We start from the raw sequence: 17,115 nt of genomic DNA, 5'->3' as shown, positions 1-17,115 counted from the left end.
TTAGCTAAAATACAGTTTGGGGTGCATGTCCTAGCTCTCCTGAAATATTTACCGCAGTTTGTTTCGCTTTCTCCAATATGACAGCTTCACGCTCCTCTGAGTATTCTGTTACCGGGATACTGACACCCAGGGCGGCGATGACCTTTCCATTGTAATCCCGTATCGGATAGGAAAAACCCATTGTTTCCTCGAAATGTTCAGCACGGCTGATGGAATACCCCGCTATCCGGATTTTCTCCATCTCCTCCCTCAGGTTTTGCTTGTTATCAATCGTATTATTTGTGAATTTTTCTATTTCCACGCCCTCCAGGTATTTTTCTATATAACATGGGTCCATATGTGCAAGAAGAAGTTTCGGTGCAGACCCGGCATATAGTGGAGATCTTCTCCCCACTTTTATGACAAGTCTTACAGGTTTGGTACTGTCTATTTGTTCGACATAGACAGTTTCATCTCCTTCAATTACCGACATATACACCAATTCATTCAGATCCTTGTTCAATTTCTTCATATGGGGTAGGGAAATTTTTCTGTATTCTAACTGTTCACTGACACTATTACCCAATTCCAGAAGTTTGAGGCCCAACCTGTATTTCACGTCATGGCTCGACCTTTTGATCTTGACCAGCAGACCCGCCGCTTCAAGCGAAGATACCAGGCGAAAAACCGTCGTCTTGGGAAGTCCAGATATATCCACTAATTCTATCAGGGACAAATCTCTGCTCCCGTTAAAGCAGTCCAATATTTTAATAGCTTTTATTAGACTTTGACTCATTTACTTTCCCCCTTCCACTTCTTCTAACCATCTCTTAATGAAGCACTTCTCAAATACTTTGTCCCGGGTAATCGGCTGCTACACTTTCAATGCTCCCCCATTTTGCCTATCGTAGTCCGGCGAAACCAATGATATAGGGCTCCTGCAACGTTCACCCTTCCTTTCTCTTCCATTCACGAATCAGCTCGCCTGTGATGATATTTCTCTGAATTTCCGAAGTACCTTCATAAATTTTGGTGATCCGGGCATCTCGATAGTAACGTTCAATCGGATAATCCTTCATATAACCGATTCCACCATGAATTTGTACGGCTAAATCCGCCACTTTGTTATAAACCTCCGAGCCGAACAACTTGGCGATCGCCGCTTCCCTTACCACGCGCTGTTTCTGGTCAGTCATCCATGCAACTCGGTATGTCATGGAACGGAGCACCTCAATTTGCATACTGATATCTGCCAGCATGTTTTGGATTGTCTGGATCTCTATAATCGGCTTGCCGAATTGCTGACGCTCATTCGTATACGACAAGCAATGTTCCAAGAGTTTTTCACAAGAACCAAGATTGCGGGCGGATAAACCGGCACGACCGTTAGCGAGGATTTTTAATGCATTCACATATCCCTGCCCTTCTTCCCCGAGCACATTTTCAGCAGGAACTTCCATATCCTCGAAGAAAAGCTCAGCAGAATGGGAACCCCGCAATCCCATCTTCTCTTCCACACTTCCCAGTTTAAAACCTGGAAAATCTTTCTCCACGATGAAGGATGTGATTCCTTTTGCACCTTTATCAGGGTCCGTCACCGCCATTACTGTGAATACATGGCCATCCACCGCATTGGTTATGTAATGCTTCGAACCATTGATGATGTATTTGTCACCTTCTTTGACTGCCGTGGTTTTCAGGTTGGCAGCGTTAGACCCGGCACTTGGCTCTGTCAAAGCAAAAGCACCAATCCACTCTCCAGATGCCATTTTGGGCAAGTATTTCTGCTTCTGTTTTTCTGTGCCGAGCTCTACGATTCCTACACTTCCTATACCTGTATGTGCACCAATCAATGTGGTGAAACCGTTGTGAGTCTTCCCTAATTCTTCATAGAGGGCGCATTTCCCAACCATATCAAGACCAAGACCGCCATATTCTTCAGGAACACTTAAACTGAAGAGACCCATTTCTTTTGATTGCTCGATGATACTATTCGGAATCTCGTTATCTTCTTCAATCTGCATTGCAATCGGTTCCACTTCATCCCTGACGAACTTTCTCACATTTTCCCGCAAAAACTGTATGTCTTCCGATAAACTAAAATCCATTTGTATGTCCCCTTTTTATTTATTTTGCAACGCCTCGTCCCTTTTTGGATGCTTTACATTCCCAAAATGGTAGACTGTGAAAATTTCTCAATCCATCATGCTGTTCCTTCATCTACAACTACTTGATGTCTGCTCCAGCTACGAAGGATTTCCATCCGCCCCCTTTGATTAGGCTTTACATCGGCTTTTTTCGGCCTCTTCCAGTGTACCCCGATATTAATACTAATAAAGCGCTTTCTTTTTTGTGCCACATAACGGAATGACTATTCTGTTTTTTCTTTGTTTATATTCTAATTAAAAAATTCTTAAAAATCAACCATTAAATAAGAGGGACGCAGGGACAGGTTCATTGTCCCATTCATTCGTTGATTCAGGGCGGAAGGAAATTGTTTCTATTATTACAAACACACGAGTGAAGACTAGAAAAAATTGGCCGGCATGAGCCCGGTTCAATACCGAAATCACGCCAGCCAATTGGTTGCTTCATATAAACTCTAACTTTTGAGGGGCACATCAACGCTCTGACTCCAATTTTCGGGCAGCTCACCCTCACCTTTTGGGACAAGGAACCTGTAACCTTCCTTTACATAAAGTCTTGGTATTTTTGTCCGCCATACAGAACACGCATGACAACAACTTGCTTTCTTTCTTCGCTAACTATATAAAATGCAATATAATTTTCTACGATAAGCTTACGGTAACCTTTATCTTTTAATATTTCATCCATTACAAAACTGCTGGAAAACGGAAAGTCCATTAGTCTCATAATACTCGTTTCAATCTTTTCCATAAGATTATCAGCTGCACCTTCATTGTATAGCTCCTTAGAGATGTAGCTATAAATCTCATCTAAATCTTCCAATGCCTTTGGTGTAATCTTAATTGTGTATTTACTTTCTTCCATGTTTTTTCTTTAGATCCTTAAAGACCTCTTCTCCATCTAATAGTTCTTCCCCATTTTTAATTTGCGTTTCTGCTTCAGCTAACTTTTGGTATACCTCTAATTTAGCTAAAGACTTTTCATAGGCTTCCATACTCATGACAACCAAATCTCCATAACCATTCTTTGTGATAAAAAGTGGTTCGTCACTTTGGTGACACAATTCAGAGATTTCCGTTGTATTTCTTAAGTCTTTTATCGGACGAATTTCAGGCATAACAGCGCTCACCCTTTTCCTCATAATTATGACTTAATTATATCATAATTATGCCTCACCAACCATCGATTTCCTTATTCAACTATAGATTGTTGTATGTGTGGAACGTTCTGATCCAAAATTTCCTGGCAGCTCACCTCTGGGACAAGGAACCTGTCCCCTCGTCCCAACCCTCGTCCCAAAAAGAAGCAGATGATAAAATTCTATTTCATCATCTGCTTCACCAATGTTTTATTTCGTTTTTTGAATATTTCATTATGCGAAGAGACCATGGCTGCTTGGGCTGCGTCTGGTTGTACCAATTGCTTTGCTTTATTTACTGCATTTGCGGCGTCCTGGAACGCACCGGCAATCAGGTTGAGTTTGCCGTCATGCATCAGAATATCCCCGGCAGCATACAGTCCATCAACCGAAGATTCACTGGAAGCATTTGCTGCAATAAAATAATTATCGGCGATTTCAATGTCCAGTTCACTGTTTTCCAATAATGCTGCATCCCGCTCATATCCATGATTGACAATCACTTCGTCAATCGGCAGATAATTGACGGCACCTGTTTCATGATTGGTTAATTCCACTTTTTCAATCGTTTCTTGATCTTCTCCCGCAATCAATTTTGTAATTGCGGTATGATAAAAACAGACAACGGAACTGTTCTTTAATTGCGTTGCCTGGGCTTCATGGCAGGTGAAATTTCCTTTCCGGCAGGTGATGAACACATGTTTTGCCACAGGCTCCAGTTCATTAGCCCAGTCAATTGCTGAATTTCCTCCACCTGAAATAATGACCGTTTTATCTTTAAAGCTTTCTAATGATTTCACGGTGTAATTCAGATTGGTTACTTCAAATCGTTCTGCACCTTCAATTTCCAATTTTTGCGGATTCAGTATCCCGCTTCCTACCGCCACTATGACGGTTTTTGAATAATGGATGTTTCCGGAAGCAGCACGCAATTCAAATATACCATTTTCATCTTTTGTAAGGGCTTCTATTTTTTCATTCAAAACGACGTCCGGATGAAACGTTAGCCCCTGTTCTACCGCCTGATCAATGAATGCCGCTCCTGGTATTGGCGGCTGTCCTCCAATATCCCAGATCATTTTCTCCGGATAGACATGAACCTTGCCCCCTAATTCCGGTTGATACTCAATAATTTTTGTTTTCATTTCCCGAAGTCCACTGTAAAAAGCTGAATAAAGCCCGGCAGGTCCACCGCCAATAATGGTCACATCAAATAATTCTTCCTTGGTCATCCCCACTCACTCCTCAGGATTTGTGCAATTGATTATCATTCTCATTTAACTATACACTATTTTATCATTTTTAAAAAGGTTGACAAATATATTGAATAACATTATATTTTCTATACAACCGACATTGATAATCATTATCAATTAAATCAAGGAGGTTACCCTCATGTTCCGTCTGCATACGGACAAGATAAACATTGCTTATGGTGACCAGGCGATTATTAACAATCTCAGTATGGAGATTCCAGATAAAAAAATCACCACCATCATCGGGGCGAATGGCTGCGGAAAATCCACCCTGCTGAAAGCATTAACACGTATCATTCCCTATCAGTCAGGCTCTGTCCTGCTGGATGGTGAAAATATTTCCAAAGAAAATACAAAGCTGCTTGCTAAAAAAATGGCTATCCTGCCACAATCACAGGAAAGTGCAAGCGGTTTAACTGTTGGAGAACTTGTATCCTATGGCCGCTTCCCTTATCAAAAAGGATTTGGCCGGATGACAAAAAAAGATGTTGAGGTCATTGACTGGGCACTTGATGTAACGGGAACGAAGGAATTTAAATACCGGCCGGTTGACTTACTTTCAGGAGGACAGCGGCAACGGGCATGGATAGCCATGGCACTTGCACAGGAAACAGAAATTATTTTTCTTGATGAGCCAACGACCTATTTAGATATGGCACATCAGCTGGAGGTTTTGGAACTTTTAAAAGACCTGAATGAAAATCAGGGACGCACCATTATTATGGTTCTGCATGATTTAAACCAGGCTGCCCGATTTGCCGATCATATTATCGCATTGAAAAATGGAAATATTGTTCAATCCGGAGGGCCTGAATCCGTACTGACGCATGATGTACTGGAAAAAGTATTTGACATCGATGCCGTCATCGGAAAAGACCCGCGGACAAATAAACCAATGTGCCTCACATACAACTTAATAAAAGGAGATGCCGAAAATGAAAAAACAACTCATCCTACTAATGCTCTTCATCGTGCTAATGCTTAGTGCATGCGGCGGCAGTGAGTCTTCAGAAAATGACTCAGCTGCCGAGAACAGTGAGGAAGATACGATTACATATGAATCCGAAAACGGACCAGTTGAAGTGCCTGCCAATCCGGAACGTGTCGTCGTTCTTTCTTCTTTCGCTGGAAATGTCATGGCACTTGATGTAAATGTAGTCGGTGTAGATTCGTGGTCGAAAATGAATCCGAATTTTGAAGAAGAACTCCAAGGCGTTGAAGAAGTAAGTGATGAAAGTCTGGAAAAAATCATAGAACTCAATCCGGATTTAATCATTGGCCTTTCAGATATAAAGAATGTTGATAAATTGAATCAAATTGCACCAACCGTGACCTATACCTATGGCAATGTAGACTATCTGACGCAACATATTGAAATCGGCAAGCTGTTAAACAAAGAACAAGAAGCACGAGACTGGGTGGAAGATTTTCAGCAGCGTGCACAGGAAACTGGAGAAAAAATCCGAAATGAAATCGGGGAAGATACAACGGTTTCTGTCATTGAAAACTTTGACAAACAGCTCTATGTATATGGTGACAGCTGGGGCCGCGGTACCGAAATTCTATATCAGGAAATGGGACTGAAAATGCCGGAGAAGATTAAAGAATCAACAGCGGATGCCGGTTATTTTGCCTTATCACAGGAAGTCCTTCCAGAATTTGCAGGAGACTACATGGTTGTAAGCAAAGTAGACGATTCTGATAACTCATTCATGGAAACCGAAACATACCAAAACATTCCTGCAGTGAAAAATGACCAAGTATTTGAAGTGAACCTCTACGAATTTTACTTCAATGATGCAATGACACTGGAATTGCAGTTGGATTTCTTTCAGGAAAAATTTCTTGGTGAATAGGGACAGAGGGACAGGTCCCTCGTCCCACCCATTACAGAAACGATAAGCTAAAATGTTTCCGGGCGATTAAAAGCGAAAGAATAGAAGGGTAGGATAACCAAACAGTTAAATGGCAGGCAATCCCTCTACCTGGAAAAAATTGTAGAAATGAATGCGATTCTAGAAATGCATTTGACCAATCAAGAACTTCAGATTGTATTTAACCTGCAATCTGCTGGGACAATGAACCTGTCCCTGTGTCCCTAAATCTCGTAGAAAGCTGAGTTAATTATGGAAAACGAAAAACGTTCGATCCCATTTATCTATAAATTCACGGCAGGAATCCTGTTATTTATCGTCATGTTTGTTGTTTCGATGGTATTTGGGGCAGCAGATATTTCCGTAACCAATGTATGGCATGCACTATTCTCCGATCTACAGGGGCGTGGTATTTCCATCATCCGGGAGATCCGCCTGCCCCGTGAAGTTGCTGCAGCTGTTGTCGGAGTTGCACTGGCTGTTGCAGGAGCCATCATGCAGGGAATGACAAGGAATCCGCTTGCCGACCCGGGACTTCTCGGGTTAACAGCGGGAGCAAACGCAGCACTTGCCATCACGATTGCCTTGATCCCTACGGTAAATTACTATGGGATTATGATTGCCTGTTTTATTGGGGCAGCTGCCGGGGCATTAATGGTGTTCGGCATTGGAGCAGTGAAAAAGGGTGGATTTTCCCCATTTAAAATTGTATTAGCTGGTGCTGCAGTCTCCGCATTTCTGCAGGCTGTATCCGAAGGTGTCGGGATTTATTTCAACATATCAAAAGATGTATCCATGTGGACAGCAGGTGGCGTTATTGGTACAACATGGGGACAACTGCAGATCGTTGTTCCTGTCATCTTCGTCAGCCTGCTGATTTCACTTGTTCTGGCAAGACAGCTTACCATTCTTAGTTTAAGTGATGAAGTTGCCGTTGGTCTGGGGCAAAAGACAACCCTGATGAAAGCAGCACTTTTTCTCATTATCATTCTCTTAGCCGGTGCAGCGGTAGCACTGGTTGGGAACATGGCATTCCTTGGCTTGATGGTGCCCCATATCGTGCGGGCGATTGTTGGTACAGACTACCGGTATATCATCCCAATGTCCGCCATTGTCGGTGGTGCCTTTATGCTGTTTGCAGATACACTTGGCCGAACCATTAATGCACCATGGGAGACGCCCGTGGCCGCAATTATTTCGATCATGGGATTACCTTTCTTCCTCATCATCGTCCGAAAAGGAGGGAGAGCATTCACATGATTCATCCCGCTTTCGTCAAAAAACAGCGTGTAATTATAAGTCTATTAATCATACTTATTCTGATTACGGTTGGAATCGGGGCTGGAATAGGAGAAGCTTCCCTTTCCTTTTCCAACATTCTCCCCACCCTCTTCGGATATGGTACGTTTGAAGAAACATTTATTTTATTTTCCATTCGCTTACCGCGGATTATTATTACCCTGCTTGCCGGTATGGCACTTGCTTTATCCGGATCCATCCTGCAGGGGCTCACGCGTAATGATTTGGCAGACCCGGGGATCATCGGAATCAATTCCGGTGCCGGCGTCGCTATTGCTGTTTTCTTTTTATTTTTCCCCGTACAGGCAGGGAATTTTGTCTATATGCTCCCGATTGTCGCATTCCTTGGGGCATTGCTCACTGCCATATTAATCTATCTGTTTTCCTATGATAGAAAGTCAGGGCTTCAGCCTGTACGATTAGTATTAACCGGGGTTGGATTTTCTATGGCGCTTTCCGGAGTCATGACCGTTCTCATTTCCTCTGCCGAAAGAGAAAAGGTGGACTTCATCGCCAACTGGCTCGCCGGCAGCATCTGGGGAACGGATTGGCCATTTATCCTGGCCATTCTGCCATGGCTGGTCATTCTGATTCCATTTGCCCTTTATAAGGCAAATCGTTTAAATATCCTTGGCCTTGGCGATCCGGCAGCCATCGGGCTTGGCATTTCCATTGAAAAAGAACGCGTTCTCCTGCTTTTAACTGCGGTTGCCCTGGCATCTGCTGCAGTTTCTGTCACTGGTGGAATTGCCTTTGTCGGTCTTATGGCACCACATATCGCAAAAGCTTTAGTAGGACCCAGAAATCAACTATTTATCCCTGTCGCCATTTTGATTGGCGGGTGGTTATTATTAGTTGCAGATACCATTGGACAACATCTCGTTGACCCCGAAGGTATTCCAGCAGGGATTGTCGTTGCATTAATCGGCGCACCGTATTTTATGTATTTATTATTGAAAAAATAATGGGACAAGGGGACAGGTTCATTGTCCCCCCACTAGGCACCTTGAACACCCTAAGGTACGCGTAGTGTATTTCCACAGCGGGTACAAGCATCAACGTTCATTTCAAGTTACGTCGCACCTTACCCTTTTTTGTGTCAAAAGCAACAGGTATTTTGGTGGGACGAGTAAGCGCAGTCCCAAATCTTTTCGATGGGACGAGTAAGCGCAGTCCCAAATCTTTTAGAGGACATTCTTCTGGTTAAATTGGCTGTTTTCATTAAAGATGATGGCGGCTTACTTTTAGCCGCCATGCTGATTTCTTAACTGCAATAGCCCACGCTAAAACCCAAGTCTGTTTTAATCTTTTTTATTTGTAAAATTTCGATCCTGTTCAGGGAACTGCCTGGAAGGATCGTTTAAATTTGATACGTCTGTTTCCTTACTAAATTCCGTACCGTAATTTAAAGTCCTGGATTGCTTCCCCCGATTGTTGCCATGATCGGTTTCATCCATCGGCTCAAATAATAATGTCAGGCAAAACAAGCCACTGATTCCAACAAGTGTATAAACGACTCTTGACAATGCTGCATCTTGTCCATTAAAAAGTGTTGCTACTAAATCCCATTGAAATAATCCAATCAATCCCCAATTAAGCGCACCGATTATTACTAATACTAACGCAATACGTTGAATAGTTCTCAAGGTTACACCCCCCTATCTTTTTAGAATAATAAACCACGTCTGTTACACCATTCTTGACACAATTTTTATTTCTGCATTCCGCATCATAGCGAAGAGTCCCCGATAAATGCGAGGCATGCTCTTATTATTAAAGTTACTGTTCATTTCATACATTTTCTTTTAGGAATTTATCTGCATTGGTCTGTTGGAAAATAGTTACAACATGATATTTAGCAGAAACTTTATGAAGCATTTGCTCATATACTAACCGATAAAGGGGCGGTTATCATGGGTTCAATAGGTAGTTTTCTGCAGGAAATGCTCCAGCTTTACCTTATTGCGATGGTGGGGTTTACAGTAAGAAAAATAGGGGTTCTGAATGAAGAGGCAAATCATGTATTGACACAGCTGATTTTATACGTCACCTTGCCTGCTCTTATTTTATTCTCCCTAAATATTTCATTTTCTTATGATTTATTAAGAGATTTTTTTTGGCTTGTATGCATGTCTGTCTATATCCTTCTCCTGTCCATTTTTTTGGCTATTTGGATGCGGAAGCGCTCACAGCTTTCACAAAGTAAGAAAAGTGTTTATGAAGGTATTATTATTTTTGGTAATCAGGGATATATTGGTTATGCTGTCATTTTTGCCATTTTTGGGGAGCAGGGGATCGTGTACTTAACGATGTTTAATATCGTATATTTTATTCTCATATGGACATATGGCATCTACTTATTTACCAGGGATACAGTTGAAATTGCATGGAAAAAAATCTTCCTGAATCCGGGAGTTCTTTCTACATCTATCGGATTAGCTATTTTATTTCTCCCCATAAGTTGGCCTGAAATACTTGCCAATAGCCTCGAGAGTGTTGGAAAAATGACGATTCCGCTTTCCATGATCTTAATTGGCAGTTTAATCGCGAATGTAACATATAAAGACATCCCATTTTTATTAAAAGATAGATATGTATGGAAATCTGCCATGGCGAAGCTGCTCTTCATCCCGCTATTCCTGCTTCCTTTTGCTCACTTTTCTGTACCATTTACACTATTTGCGGTTGCTTTTCTTGTTGCAGGCATGCCTTCAGCTCCGACTATGTCGCTTTATGCGCAGAAATACGGAGCTGATACACTTTTTGCTTCCTTGGGTGTATTAGTATCCAGTCTATTATGTGCTTTTAGCATCCCATTGCTTTACTTTATTTTACATCTATTGTATTGATATTTGAATTTCCTTTTCATCCTTAACCCTACTCACTAGGGTTTCGCGCACTTTCCCGTTGCTGCAGGCTGATCCTGCCATCTGTAATTTCATATACCTTATCGCAATAGTCAAGCAATCGGGTATCATGTGTGACCACAATCGTTGTTTTCCCCCTTTTTTTGGTTAGATCCTGCAGCATCTCCATCACTTCATATGCACGGTCCGTGTCAAGATGCAGTGGGTTCATCTGCCAAAAGGATGCTAGGGTCGCTGTACAATGCCTTCGCAATGGCCACACGTTGTCGTTCGCCCCCTGATAAATCGGAAGGGTATTTGTTTCGTAATTGATCGATCCCCAAAGAATTGTATAAATCATGCAGCTCATCCTTTGAGAGATTGTCTTTTTTCACTTTATCCAGCAATCGCATTTGCTGATCTACCGTTAAGAAAGGAACCAGATTAGATGCCTGCAGCACAAAGCCGATTTCATTCAGGCGAACAAAAGCCCGTTTCTTTTCCTTGAAACGCGTAATATTATTTCCATTTATCGTCACATCTCCATGGCTTGGGGATTGAAGACCGCCTGCTATTGTTAAAAAGGTACTCTTCCCCGACCCCGATGGTCCTATCACAACAATAAGCTCCCCTTTCTCCGCTGTAAAATTCGTATGCTTTAAGGCCTTCACCATGGTATGACCTTCTCCAAACACTTTATTTACCTCATTCATTTCAAGTGTTGCCATATTTTAGCCTCCTATTGCTCTTAATGGGTCGATTTTTACAATCGTGCGTATCGAAAATAATGCACCTAAAACAGATACAGCAACGAGTACCATGCCATAAACCAGCATTTCTATAAAGTCAAATGCAACAGGAACAGCTGGTGGCAGAAAGTACCCAGTCACAACAGCCAACAGGAAACCAATGGTCACACCTGCAAGCGCCAAAAGAAACGTCTGGGCAATAACGGAATTTGCCAGGTACTTACTGGAAATCCCTTGTGCTTTCATGACACCAAACATACTTACCTTTTGAATGGTTAATACATAAAGGAAAATGGCCAGAATGACCGATGAAATAATAAAAAGGAAATAAATCATAAAGGTTAACGTCAGGTTTTGTGCGGTATAGCCAGGCAAGTTTTCAATAAATGTGGAGATCTCTGCAATTTGCAGCTCGTCATTTAAAGAAACCTCATCGATATTATCATCCCGGATGACAATCCCATTAATTTGTCCTTGATTGTTTTCTCCCCCATCACCATACTGGACTGTTTGCAATGTTTCCAAACTGCTATATAGAACAGGAGCTGCATTAAACCTCGCATTATCTGTAAACCCTGTAATTGTTAATGCCACATCTGAAGAGGATATTTCCAGTTCATCCCCAATCGCAAAACCTTCTTCCTTCAGGGTATCATCGGCAATCACTTCCCCCTCTGTGGTAAATGGACTACCTTCTGTTACTTCAGGCATGATAAACTCACCTGTCCTGATTCCGAAAATAGACACATTGGATTTAAGGTCATCATGCACACTGGCAATTGCATTTAATTGGCCAAGTACAGCTGCATCATCAGCCCCATCTCCTTTGTAATCTTCTATGTACATGGTTGATCGGGGAAGATTAATATCGGATTCCTCTGTTAAAATGATTCCATCCGCATTCCATTTATCAACGGCTTCCCTATTTAACTGTTCCAATCCATTTGCTAATCCTGATAAGAAAAACACTAAATAAGAGACGAGCATTAAAACGCCTGCAATTAAAATAAACCGCAGCTTATTATATTTCACTTCATTCCATGCTAAAAACATTTCTTCACTCCCTACTCTGTTGAATCCCATTCATACCTCAACTTTAAGTTATTCATCTTTAAGTTGATTTATTTCCATTTGTTTTGGATGCTTGATTATCCTGGTGGAAATATAGTTTACTATATACCCATCTCCCATGTTTTTATAACATTCATTCATATTACATACATTTTCCTGAAATAAACATTTAATCTGGTATGTTCCACATCTTCCTTGTCGATACTAATCACTAAGCCTTTTTGAACAGGAGTGAGCAGCAGTGATAGAATTACAAACAGCTATTGAAGGACAAAAAACGTACTTCGGGCAAATGCGTAAATTATTAAAGCCGATGGGTTACACGTTGTGCGGAAACTGGGAGTATGACAGAGCATTTTTCGACGGATTGTTATGGAGGGATGGAGGCGAGACAATTTACATAAGAATTCCTTTTCATGTACTCGAAGGGGAACTGGATAATGATGACACCTATATAGAGTTTGGAACACCCTATGTAATTAAACATGTCGTGCATGTTGGTTTAGACAGGGATGCTGATTCATTGCTTCTAACTGCAACAGGCGGACTGAGTCAGTTTCAGGAACCTCTTGATAGAGATGGATACATCGAAGACAAAAATGAATGGGAAAAAACCGGGAAACAGGCTATCGAATATATCATGGATTATATTTAAGTGAAGCGGTGGCTTTTCTCTCGCTTCCTAAATTTGTTCCCTTATAAAGTGGGATGAAAAGATTGAAATTGCTAATGTCCATTTGAAGATTTGGAGAGAACGATTGGGTTAGCTGTATAAAGCTGTATATCCTATATGGACATCGATTGAATTCAGTATCTTCTCTCATAACCTATTTCTAATAAAGAAGCTGCCTCCATTATTTGGAAGGCAGCTTCTGATTTACTTAGTTTTTTTCATCTGGATCCATAAATGAAATAGACCCTACATTTATTCAAATCTGTCCAGTGATCTATTCCTGTGCCTGATTATAGGTATTCACTTCAAACAGATCAATCAGTTCGATATCGGGATGCTTTTCATGGAACCAATTGAGAGAGAATTCATTCCTAAATAGGATAACAGGATTGCTTTCCCGGTCCCGGACAAGCATATTCCGCTCATCGAAAAGGGAATCGTCAACTTGTTCCTCTTTAATCCAGCGCGGTATTCTGTCGCCGATCGTCTCCAGAAGCACGTCGACGTTATACTCATTTTTCATCCGGTACTGGAATACCTCATACTGCAATTCCCCAACGGCTCCCAGTATATAAGAGCCTCCGTGGCTTCCATGGAAGAGTTGGATGGCTCCTTCCTGGACAAGCTGTTCGATTCCTTTTTTAAACTGTTTCGATTTCATCACATTTTGGGCAGTCACCCGTTTGAACTGGTCTGGCGGGAATTGCGGCAGTTCATTGTAATTGAATCCGGTTTTTCCATCGCTGATCGTATCACCAATATGATACATATTCGGGTCATAGATGCCGATAATATCACCGGCATAGGCTTCCTCCACGGTATCGCGGGAGGAGGCGACAAACTGCTGGGACTGGGCGAGCTTCAGCTGCTTACCGGTCCGTGATAAAGTCACACTCATTCCTCGCTCGAATTTCCCGGAACAGACACGTAGAAAGGCCACACGGTCTCGGTGGGCTGGGTTCATGTTTGCCTGGATTTTAAAGACAAACCCGGAAAAATCCGGATTTTCTGGGGACACGAGCCCTTCCGTTGATCTCCTCGGAGCAGGAGCTGGTGCCATCGAGATGAACGAATCAAAGAACGTATCCACCCCGAACGGTGCCAGGGCGCTTCCGAAGAATACCGGTGTCTGCTCACCGGACAGCACAGAATCCAATGAAAAATCATCCCCTGCTTCTTCCACAAGGGAAAACTCATCGGCAGCAGCCTGATATGTTGCATTGGATACCAGTTCCTCGTACTCCGGCTTATCCAATTCACTGTATGGAATATAGGTTTCCTCTTCATTTCCATTATATTGAATGAATTGCTGATTCTCCCTGTCGAAAATCCCGAGGAAACGTTTGCCCATCCCTACCGGCCAGTTCATCGGATAAGTGCCAATATCGAGCACTTCTTCAATTTCCTCCAATAGTTCCAGAGGCTCTCTTCCCTCCCTGTCAAGCTTATTGATAAAGGTAAAGATAGGGATACCCCGCATACGACACACCTTAAATAGTTTAAGTGTCTGTGCCTCAATCCCTTTTGTTGCATCAATAATCATTACGACGCTGTCCACGGCAGTCAGTGTACGGTACGTGTCCTCACTGAAGTCTTCGTGGCCGGGGGTGTCGAGAATATTTACACGGTAGCCGTCATAGCGAAAGTTCATCACACTAGACGTGACGGAGATCCCACGCTGCTTCTCGATTTCCATCCAGTCGGACGTGGCGAATTTGCCAGATTTCTTCCCTTTTACCGTACCTGCTGAACTGATCAGATTGCCGAACAGCAGAATTCGTTCCGTCAGCGTAGTTTTCCCAGCATCCGGGTGAGAAATGATGGCGAACGTTTTCCGCTGGCTGACTTCTTCCTTTAAATTCATATTAAAAATCCCTTCTATTATCTAGCGAGTATATACTAAGTATTCGCTTAAAGTGTAATTTGTATTTAGGCTGGAGATAGCTTCGCATTGGTTGATGACCGGATTCAATGGGGTTGGGTTTTCGCTTGTTGCACCAGTTTACAGGTGGTCATTTCACTAAGTCGAAGATACTAGTTCCTAACATATTTCATGATACCATAAATCTCCCATTTTTTAATATGACCATCATTAGTTTTAACTCAATTATATTCATTTATAATCAATTATTACAAAATATACATTTTGTTAATTCACCATGCAAAAATTAGTAATTGGATGTATTTTAAAGTATATAGAAAATGATCGCGTTTTCTTGACGTTTTGCACCCAAAGAATCCTATGGTATTATTCGTGTATTGTAAAATGAAAAATACTTTTGCGACGCGCAAGAGTGGATATAAAAATATTTAAGAGAGGTGTTCGTAGTGAATGTACAAACATTAAAGAGGCAATGGCTCGGCAATGTCCGGGGAGATGTATTGGCAGGAATCGTTGTGGCATTGGCGCTGATACCGGAAGCCATCGCGTTTTCGATCATTGCTGATGTTGATCCGATGGTTGGATTGTATGCGTCCTTCTGTATTGCGGTCGTCATCGCATTTGTCGGAGGAAGGCCGGGAATGATATCTGCCGCAACCGGAGCAATGGCCCTGCTGATGGTCGACCTGATTGCTGACCATGGCTTACAGTATTTACTTGCAGCAACTATTCTTACAGGTATCATACAAATTCTATTTGGTATTTTTAAAATGGCAAAGGTCATGAAATTCGTGCCGCGCTCCGTGATGGTCGGTTTCGTGAATGCTTTGGCGATTATGATTTTCACTTCCCAGCTGCAGCACTTTGTTGGCGAAACCTGGGTCATGTACGCATTGGTGGCATTGACTCTGGCTATTATCTACCTGTTTCCGAAAATTAACAAGTCCATACCATCCACACTGGTGGCGATTGTGGTTGTTACGACGATTGCTATTTTCGGAAACTTGGGAGTAGGTACAGTTGGTGACATGGGAGCATTGACCCAGCAACTTCCTGTATTCCTGATTCCATCTATTCCATTTACATTTGAAACACTGATGATCATTTTCCCTTACTCTTTGTCCCTTGCTATTGTCGGCCTGCTTGAATCCCTGCTGACAGCTAACATTGTCGATGATATGACAGATACAGAGAGTAATAAGAATAAAGAGAGTCGCGGACAGGGGATCGCGAACATTGTATCAGGATTCTTTGGTGGTATGGCTGGTTGTGCCATGATCGGACAATCCGTTATCAACGTTAAATCCGGAGGTAATGGACGTTTATCTGCGCTGGTCGCAGGTGTCTTCCTGATGTTTTTGATTATTGTTCTTGGTGGATTGGTTGTACAGATTCCAATGGCAGCCCTGGCTGGTGTCATGATTATGGTATCCATCAGTACCTTTGATTGGTCTTCCGTGAAGAACCTTGGAAAACTACCTAAAACAGATGCATCCGTAATGGTGACCACCGTCGTCATTGTTCTGGTTACCCATAACCTATCCATTGGTGTCCTGGCAGGTGTGCTCTTGAGCGCAATCTTCTTCGCGGCCAAGATTTCTAAAGTGAAAGTGACCGAAGAACTCATTTGGACAGAACAGAAGAAAATCTATCATGTGGATGGACAGCTTTTCTTTGCTTCCGTCAATGACTTCCCGGCACAGTTCAATTTTGCCGATACCATCAAGAAAGTAGAAATTGACCTGACAAATGCCCACCTCTGGGATGATTCAGCAGTCGGTGCACTTGATAAGATCGAGATGAAATTTGAACAAAATGGTATTAACGTTTCCTATACAGGCCTGAACGCGGAAAGCAAACAGCTGAAAAGCAAAATCGGCGGGATTTCCGCATCCGGGCACTAGAATTATAGATTATTAGAAACTTGGCTTTTCACCAAATTTTAAAATGGCTACCACCCAGCAGAGGTGGTAGCCATTTTCTAATTGAATATAATCTATTGTAATTAAGTATACCTTAACCATACTAGATATATGAACAAAAGAGATGAAAAAGTGCTAGCAGATAAGGGAGAACAGGTTATTCGCAGGGCAGATGAAGAGGACCAACATCTCCCCTGCCCTGTCACCAGCAGTATCGTAGCTTTATTTACGGAGCTAGCGTTCGAACAGTTTCCCTCTTTCGTCAGCGTACGGCAAAT

At 42.2% G+C, this 17,115-nt stretch carries 15 protein-coding genes and 1 pseudogene; 7 read left to right on the top strand and 9 right to left on the bottom strand.

Annotated features, from left to right (window positions below; translation table 11 throughout):
* Positions 1–4 precede the first annotated feature (4 nt).
* The 5 genes from ACZ427_RS02710 to ACZ427_RS02690 all read right to left on the bottom strand — a co-directional run bounded on the left by ACZ427_RS02710 (position 5) and on the right by ACZ427_RS02690 (position 4,497).
* Positions 5–775 (bottom strand): IclR family transcriptional regulator, encoded by a 771-nt coding sequence (locus tag ACZ427_RS02710; protein ID WP_461178181.1) that lies wholly within the window; start codon positions 773–775, stop codon positions 5–7.
* A 151-nt stretch (positions 776–926) separates the two neighbouring features.
* Entirely contained in the window at positions 927–2,087 is a 1,161-nt protein-coding gene (locus ACZ427_RS02705; protein ID WP_461178180.1) for an acyl-CoA dehydrogenase family protein, read from the bottom strand.
* A gap of 583 nt (positions 2,088–2,670) precedes the next feature.
* Positions 2,671–2,991, bottom strand: coding sequence for a type II toxin-antitoxin system RelE/ParE family toxin (locus tag ACZ427_RS02700; RefSeq protein WP_461178179.1), 321 nt, complete (start codon positions 2,989–2,991; stop codon positions 2,671–2,673).
* Positions 2,978–3,244 (bottom strand): type II toxin-antitoxin system Phd/YefM family antitoxin, encoded by a 267-nt coding sequence (locus ACZ427_RS02695; protein WP_461178178.1) that lies wholly within the window; start codon positions 3,242–3,244, stop codon positions 2,978–2,980. The genes ACZ427_RS02700 and ACZ427_RS02695 overlap by 14 nt, the downstream gene beginning before the upstream one ends.
* A 203-nt stretch (positions 3,245–3,447) precedes the next feature.
* On the bottom strand, positions 3,448–4,497 hold the full coding sequence (locus ACZ427_RS02690) for an NAD(P)/FAD-dependent oxidoreductase (RefSeq protein ID WP_461178177.1): 1,050 nt from the start codon (positions 4,495–4,497) through the stop codon (positions 3,448–3,450).
* Positions 4,498–4,660: 163 nt separating this feature from the next.
* On the opposite strand from ACZ427_RS02690, the gene ACZ427_RS02685 reads away from it, so the two are divergent.
* The 4 genes from ACZ427_RS02685 to ACZ427_RS02670 all read left to right on the top strand — a co-directional run bounded on the left by ACZ427_RS02685 (position 4,661) and on the right by ACZ427_RS02670 (position 8,659).
* Positions 4,661–5,506 carry an ABC transporter ATP-binding protein gene (locus ACZ427_RS02685; protein ID WP_461178176.1) on the top strand — a complete coding sequence of 282 codons (846 nt, stop codon included), beginning with the start codon at positions 4,661–4,663 and terminating at the stop codon, positions 5,504–5,506.
* On the top strand, positions 5,457–6,377 hold the full coding sequence (locus tag ACZ427_RS02680; RefSeq protein ID WP_461178175.1) for an iron-hydroxamate ABC transporter substrate-binding protein: 921 nt from the start codon (positions 5,457–5,459) through the stop codon (positions 6,375–6,377). Before ACZ427_RS02685 ends, ACZ427_RS02680 begins: the two co-directional genes overlap by 50 nt.
* Positions 6,378–6,647: 270 nt before the next feature.
* Positions 6,648–7,655 carry a FecCD family ABC transporter permease gene (locus ACZ427_RS02675; protein ID WP_461178174.1) on the top strand — a complete coding sequence of 336 codons (1,008 nt, stop codon included), beginning with the start codon at positions 6,648–6,650 and terminating at the stop codon, positions 7,653–7,655.
* Complete coding sequence (locus ACZ427_RS02670) at positions 7,652–8,659, top strand: FecCD family ABC transporter permease (protein ID WP_461178173.1); 1,008 nt, start codon at positions 7,652–7,654, stop codon at positions 8,657–8,659. Before ACZ427_RS02675 ends, ACZ427_RS02670 begins: the two co-directional genes overlap by 4 nt.
* Before the next feature lie 336 nt (positions 8,660–8,995).
* On the opposite strand, the gene ACZ427_RS02665 is transcribed toward ACZ427_RS02670, so the two are convergent.
* Positions 8,996–9,340: a DUF378 domain-containing protein gene (locus tag ACZ427_RS02665; protein ID WP_461178172.1), complete on the bottom strand. Its 345-nt coding sequence runs from the start codon at positions 9,338–9,340 to the stop codon at positions 8,996–8,998.
* 267 nt (positions 9,341–9,607) lie between these two features.
* On the opposite strand from ACZ427_RS02665, the gene ACZ427_RS02660 reads away from it, so the two are divergent.
* Complete coding sequence (locus tag ACZ427_RS02660; protein WP_461178171.1) at positions 9,608–10,543, top strand: AEC family transporter; 936 nt, start codon at positions 9,608–9,610, stop codon at positions 10,541–10,543.
* A gap of 28 nt (positions 10,544–10,571) precedes the next feature.
* On the opposite strand, the pseudogene ACZ427_RS02655 reads toward ACZ427_RS02660, so the two are convergent.
* Positions 10,572–11,268: pseudogene (locus ACZ427_RS02655) on the bottom strand (ABC transporter ATP-binding protein).
* A 3-nt stretch (positions 11,269–11,271) separates the two neighbouring features.
* The gene (locus ACZ427_RS02650; protein ID WP_461178170.1) at positions 11,272–12,342 is read right to left on the bottom strand and encodes an ABC transporter permease; all 1,071 of its coding nucleotides are present in this window, start codon (positions 12,340–12,342) and stop codon (positions 11,272–11,274) included.
* A gap of 259 nt (positions 12,343–12,601) precedes the next feature.
* On the opposite strand from ACZ427_RS02650, the gene ACZ427_RS02645 reads away from it, so the two are divergent.
* On the top strand, positions 12,602–13,015 hold the full coding sequence (locus tag ACZ427_RS02645) for a YugN family protein (RefSeq protein ID WP_461178169.1): 414 nt from the start codon (positions 12,602–12,604) through the stop codon (positions 13,013–13,015).
* A gap of 292 nt (positions 13,016–13,307) precedes the next feature.
* Here ACZ427_RS02645 and ACZ427_RS02640 read toward each other — a convergent pair whose 3' ends face one another.
* Positions 13,308–14,897 (bottom strand): peptide chain release factor 3, encoded by a 1,590-nt coding sequence (locus tag ACZ427_RS02640; RefSeq protein ID WP_461178168.1) that lies wholly within the window; start codon positions 14,895–14,897, stop codon positions 13,308–13,310.
* Between the two features lie 464 nt (positions 14,898–15,361).
* Between ACZ427_RS02640 and ACZ427_RS02635 the strand changes: the two genes are divergently transcribed.
* Positions 15,362–16,819: a SulP family inorganic anion transporter gene (locus ACZ427_RS02635; RefSeq protein ID WP_461178167.1), complete on the top strand. Its 1,458-nt coding sequence runs from the start codon at positions 15,362–15,364 to the stop codon at positions 16,817–16,819.
* The last annotated feature ends 296 nt before the right edge of the window (positions 16,820–17,115 follow it).

The organism is Virgibacillus ainsalahensis (assembly GCF_055380755.1).
Note: the sequence above shows the minus strand (reverse complement) of the source record. Positions and strands in the feature narration are given on the sequence as shown.

Coding starts and splice junctions, on each gene's coding strand:
- ACZ427_RS02710 (WP_461178181.1), bottom strand. CDS start 775: ATGAGTCAAAGTCTAATAAAAGCTATTAAAATATTGGACTGCTTTAAC.
- ACZ427_RS02705 (WP_461178180.1), bottom strand. CDS start 2,087: ATGGATTTTAGTTTATCGGAAGACATACAGTTTTTGCGGGAAAATGTG.
- ACZ427_RS02700 (WP_461178179.1), bottom strand. CDS start 2,991: ATGGAAGAAAGTAAATACACAATTAAGATTACACCAAAGGCATTGGAA.
- ACZ427_RS02695 (WP_461178178.1), bottom strand. CDS start 3,244: ATGCCTGAAATTCGTCCGATAAAAGACTTAAGAAATACAACGGAAATC.
- ACZ427_RS02690 (WP_461178177.1), bottom strand. CDS start 4,497: ATGACCAAGGAAGAATTATTTGATGTGACCATTATTGGCGGTGGACCT.
- ACZ427_RS02685 (WP_461178176.1), top strand. CDS start 4,661: ATGTTCCGTCTGCATACGGACAAGATAAACATTGCTTATGGTGACCAG.
- ACZ427_RS02680 (WP_461178175.1), top strand. CDS start 5,457: ATGAAAAAACAACTCATCCTACTAATGCTCTTCATCGTGCTAATGCTT.
- ACZ427_RS02675 (WP_461178174.1), top strand. CDS start 6,648: ATGGAAAACGAAAAACGTTCGATCCCATTTATCTATAAATTCACGGCA.
- ACZ427_RS02670 (WP_461178173.1), top strand. CDS start 7,652: ATGATTCATCCCGCTTTCGTCAAAAAACAGCGTGTAATTATAAGTCTA.
- ACZ427_RS02660 (WP_461178171.1), top strand. CDS start 9,608: ATGGGTTCAATAGGTAGTTTTCTGCAGGAAATGCTCCAGCTTTACCTT.
- ACZ427_RS02650 (WP_461178170.1), bottom strand. CDS start 12,342: ATGTTTTTAGCATGGAATGAAGTGAAATATAATAAGCTGCGGTTTATT.
- ACZ427_RS02640 (WP_461178168.1), bottom strand. CDS start 14,897: ATGAATTTAAAGGAAGAAGTCAGCCAGCGGAAAACGTTCGCCATCATT.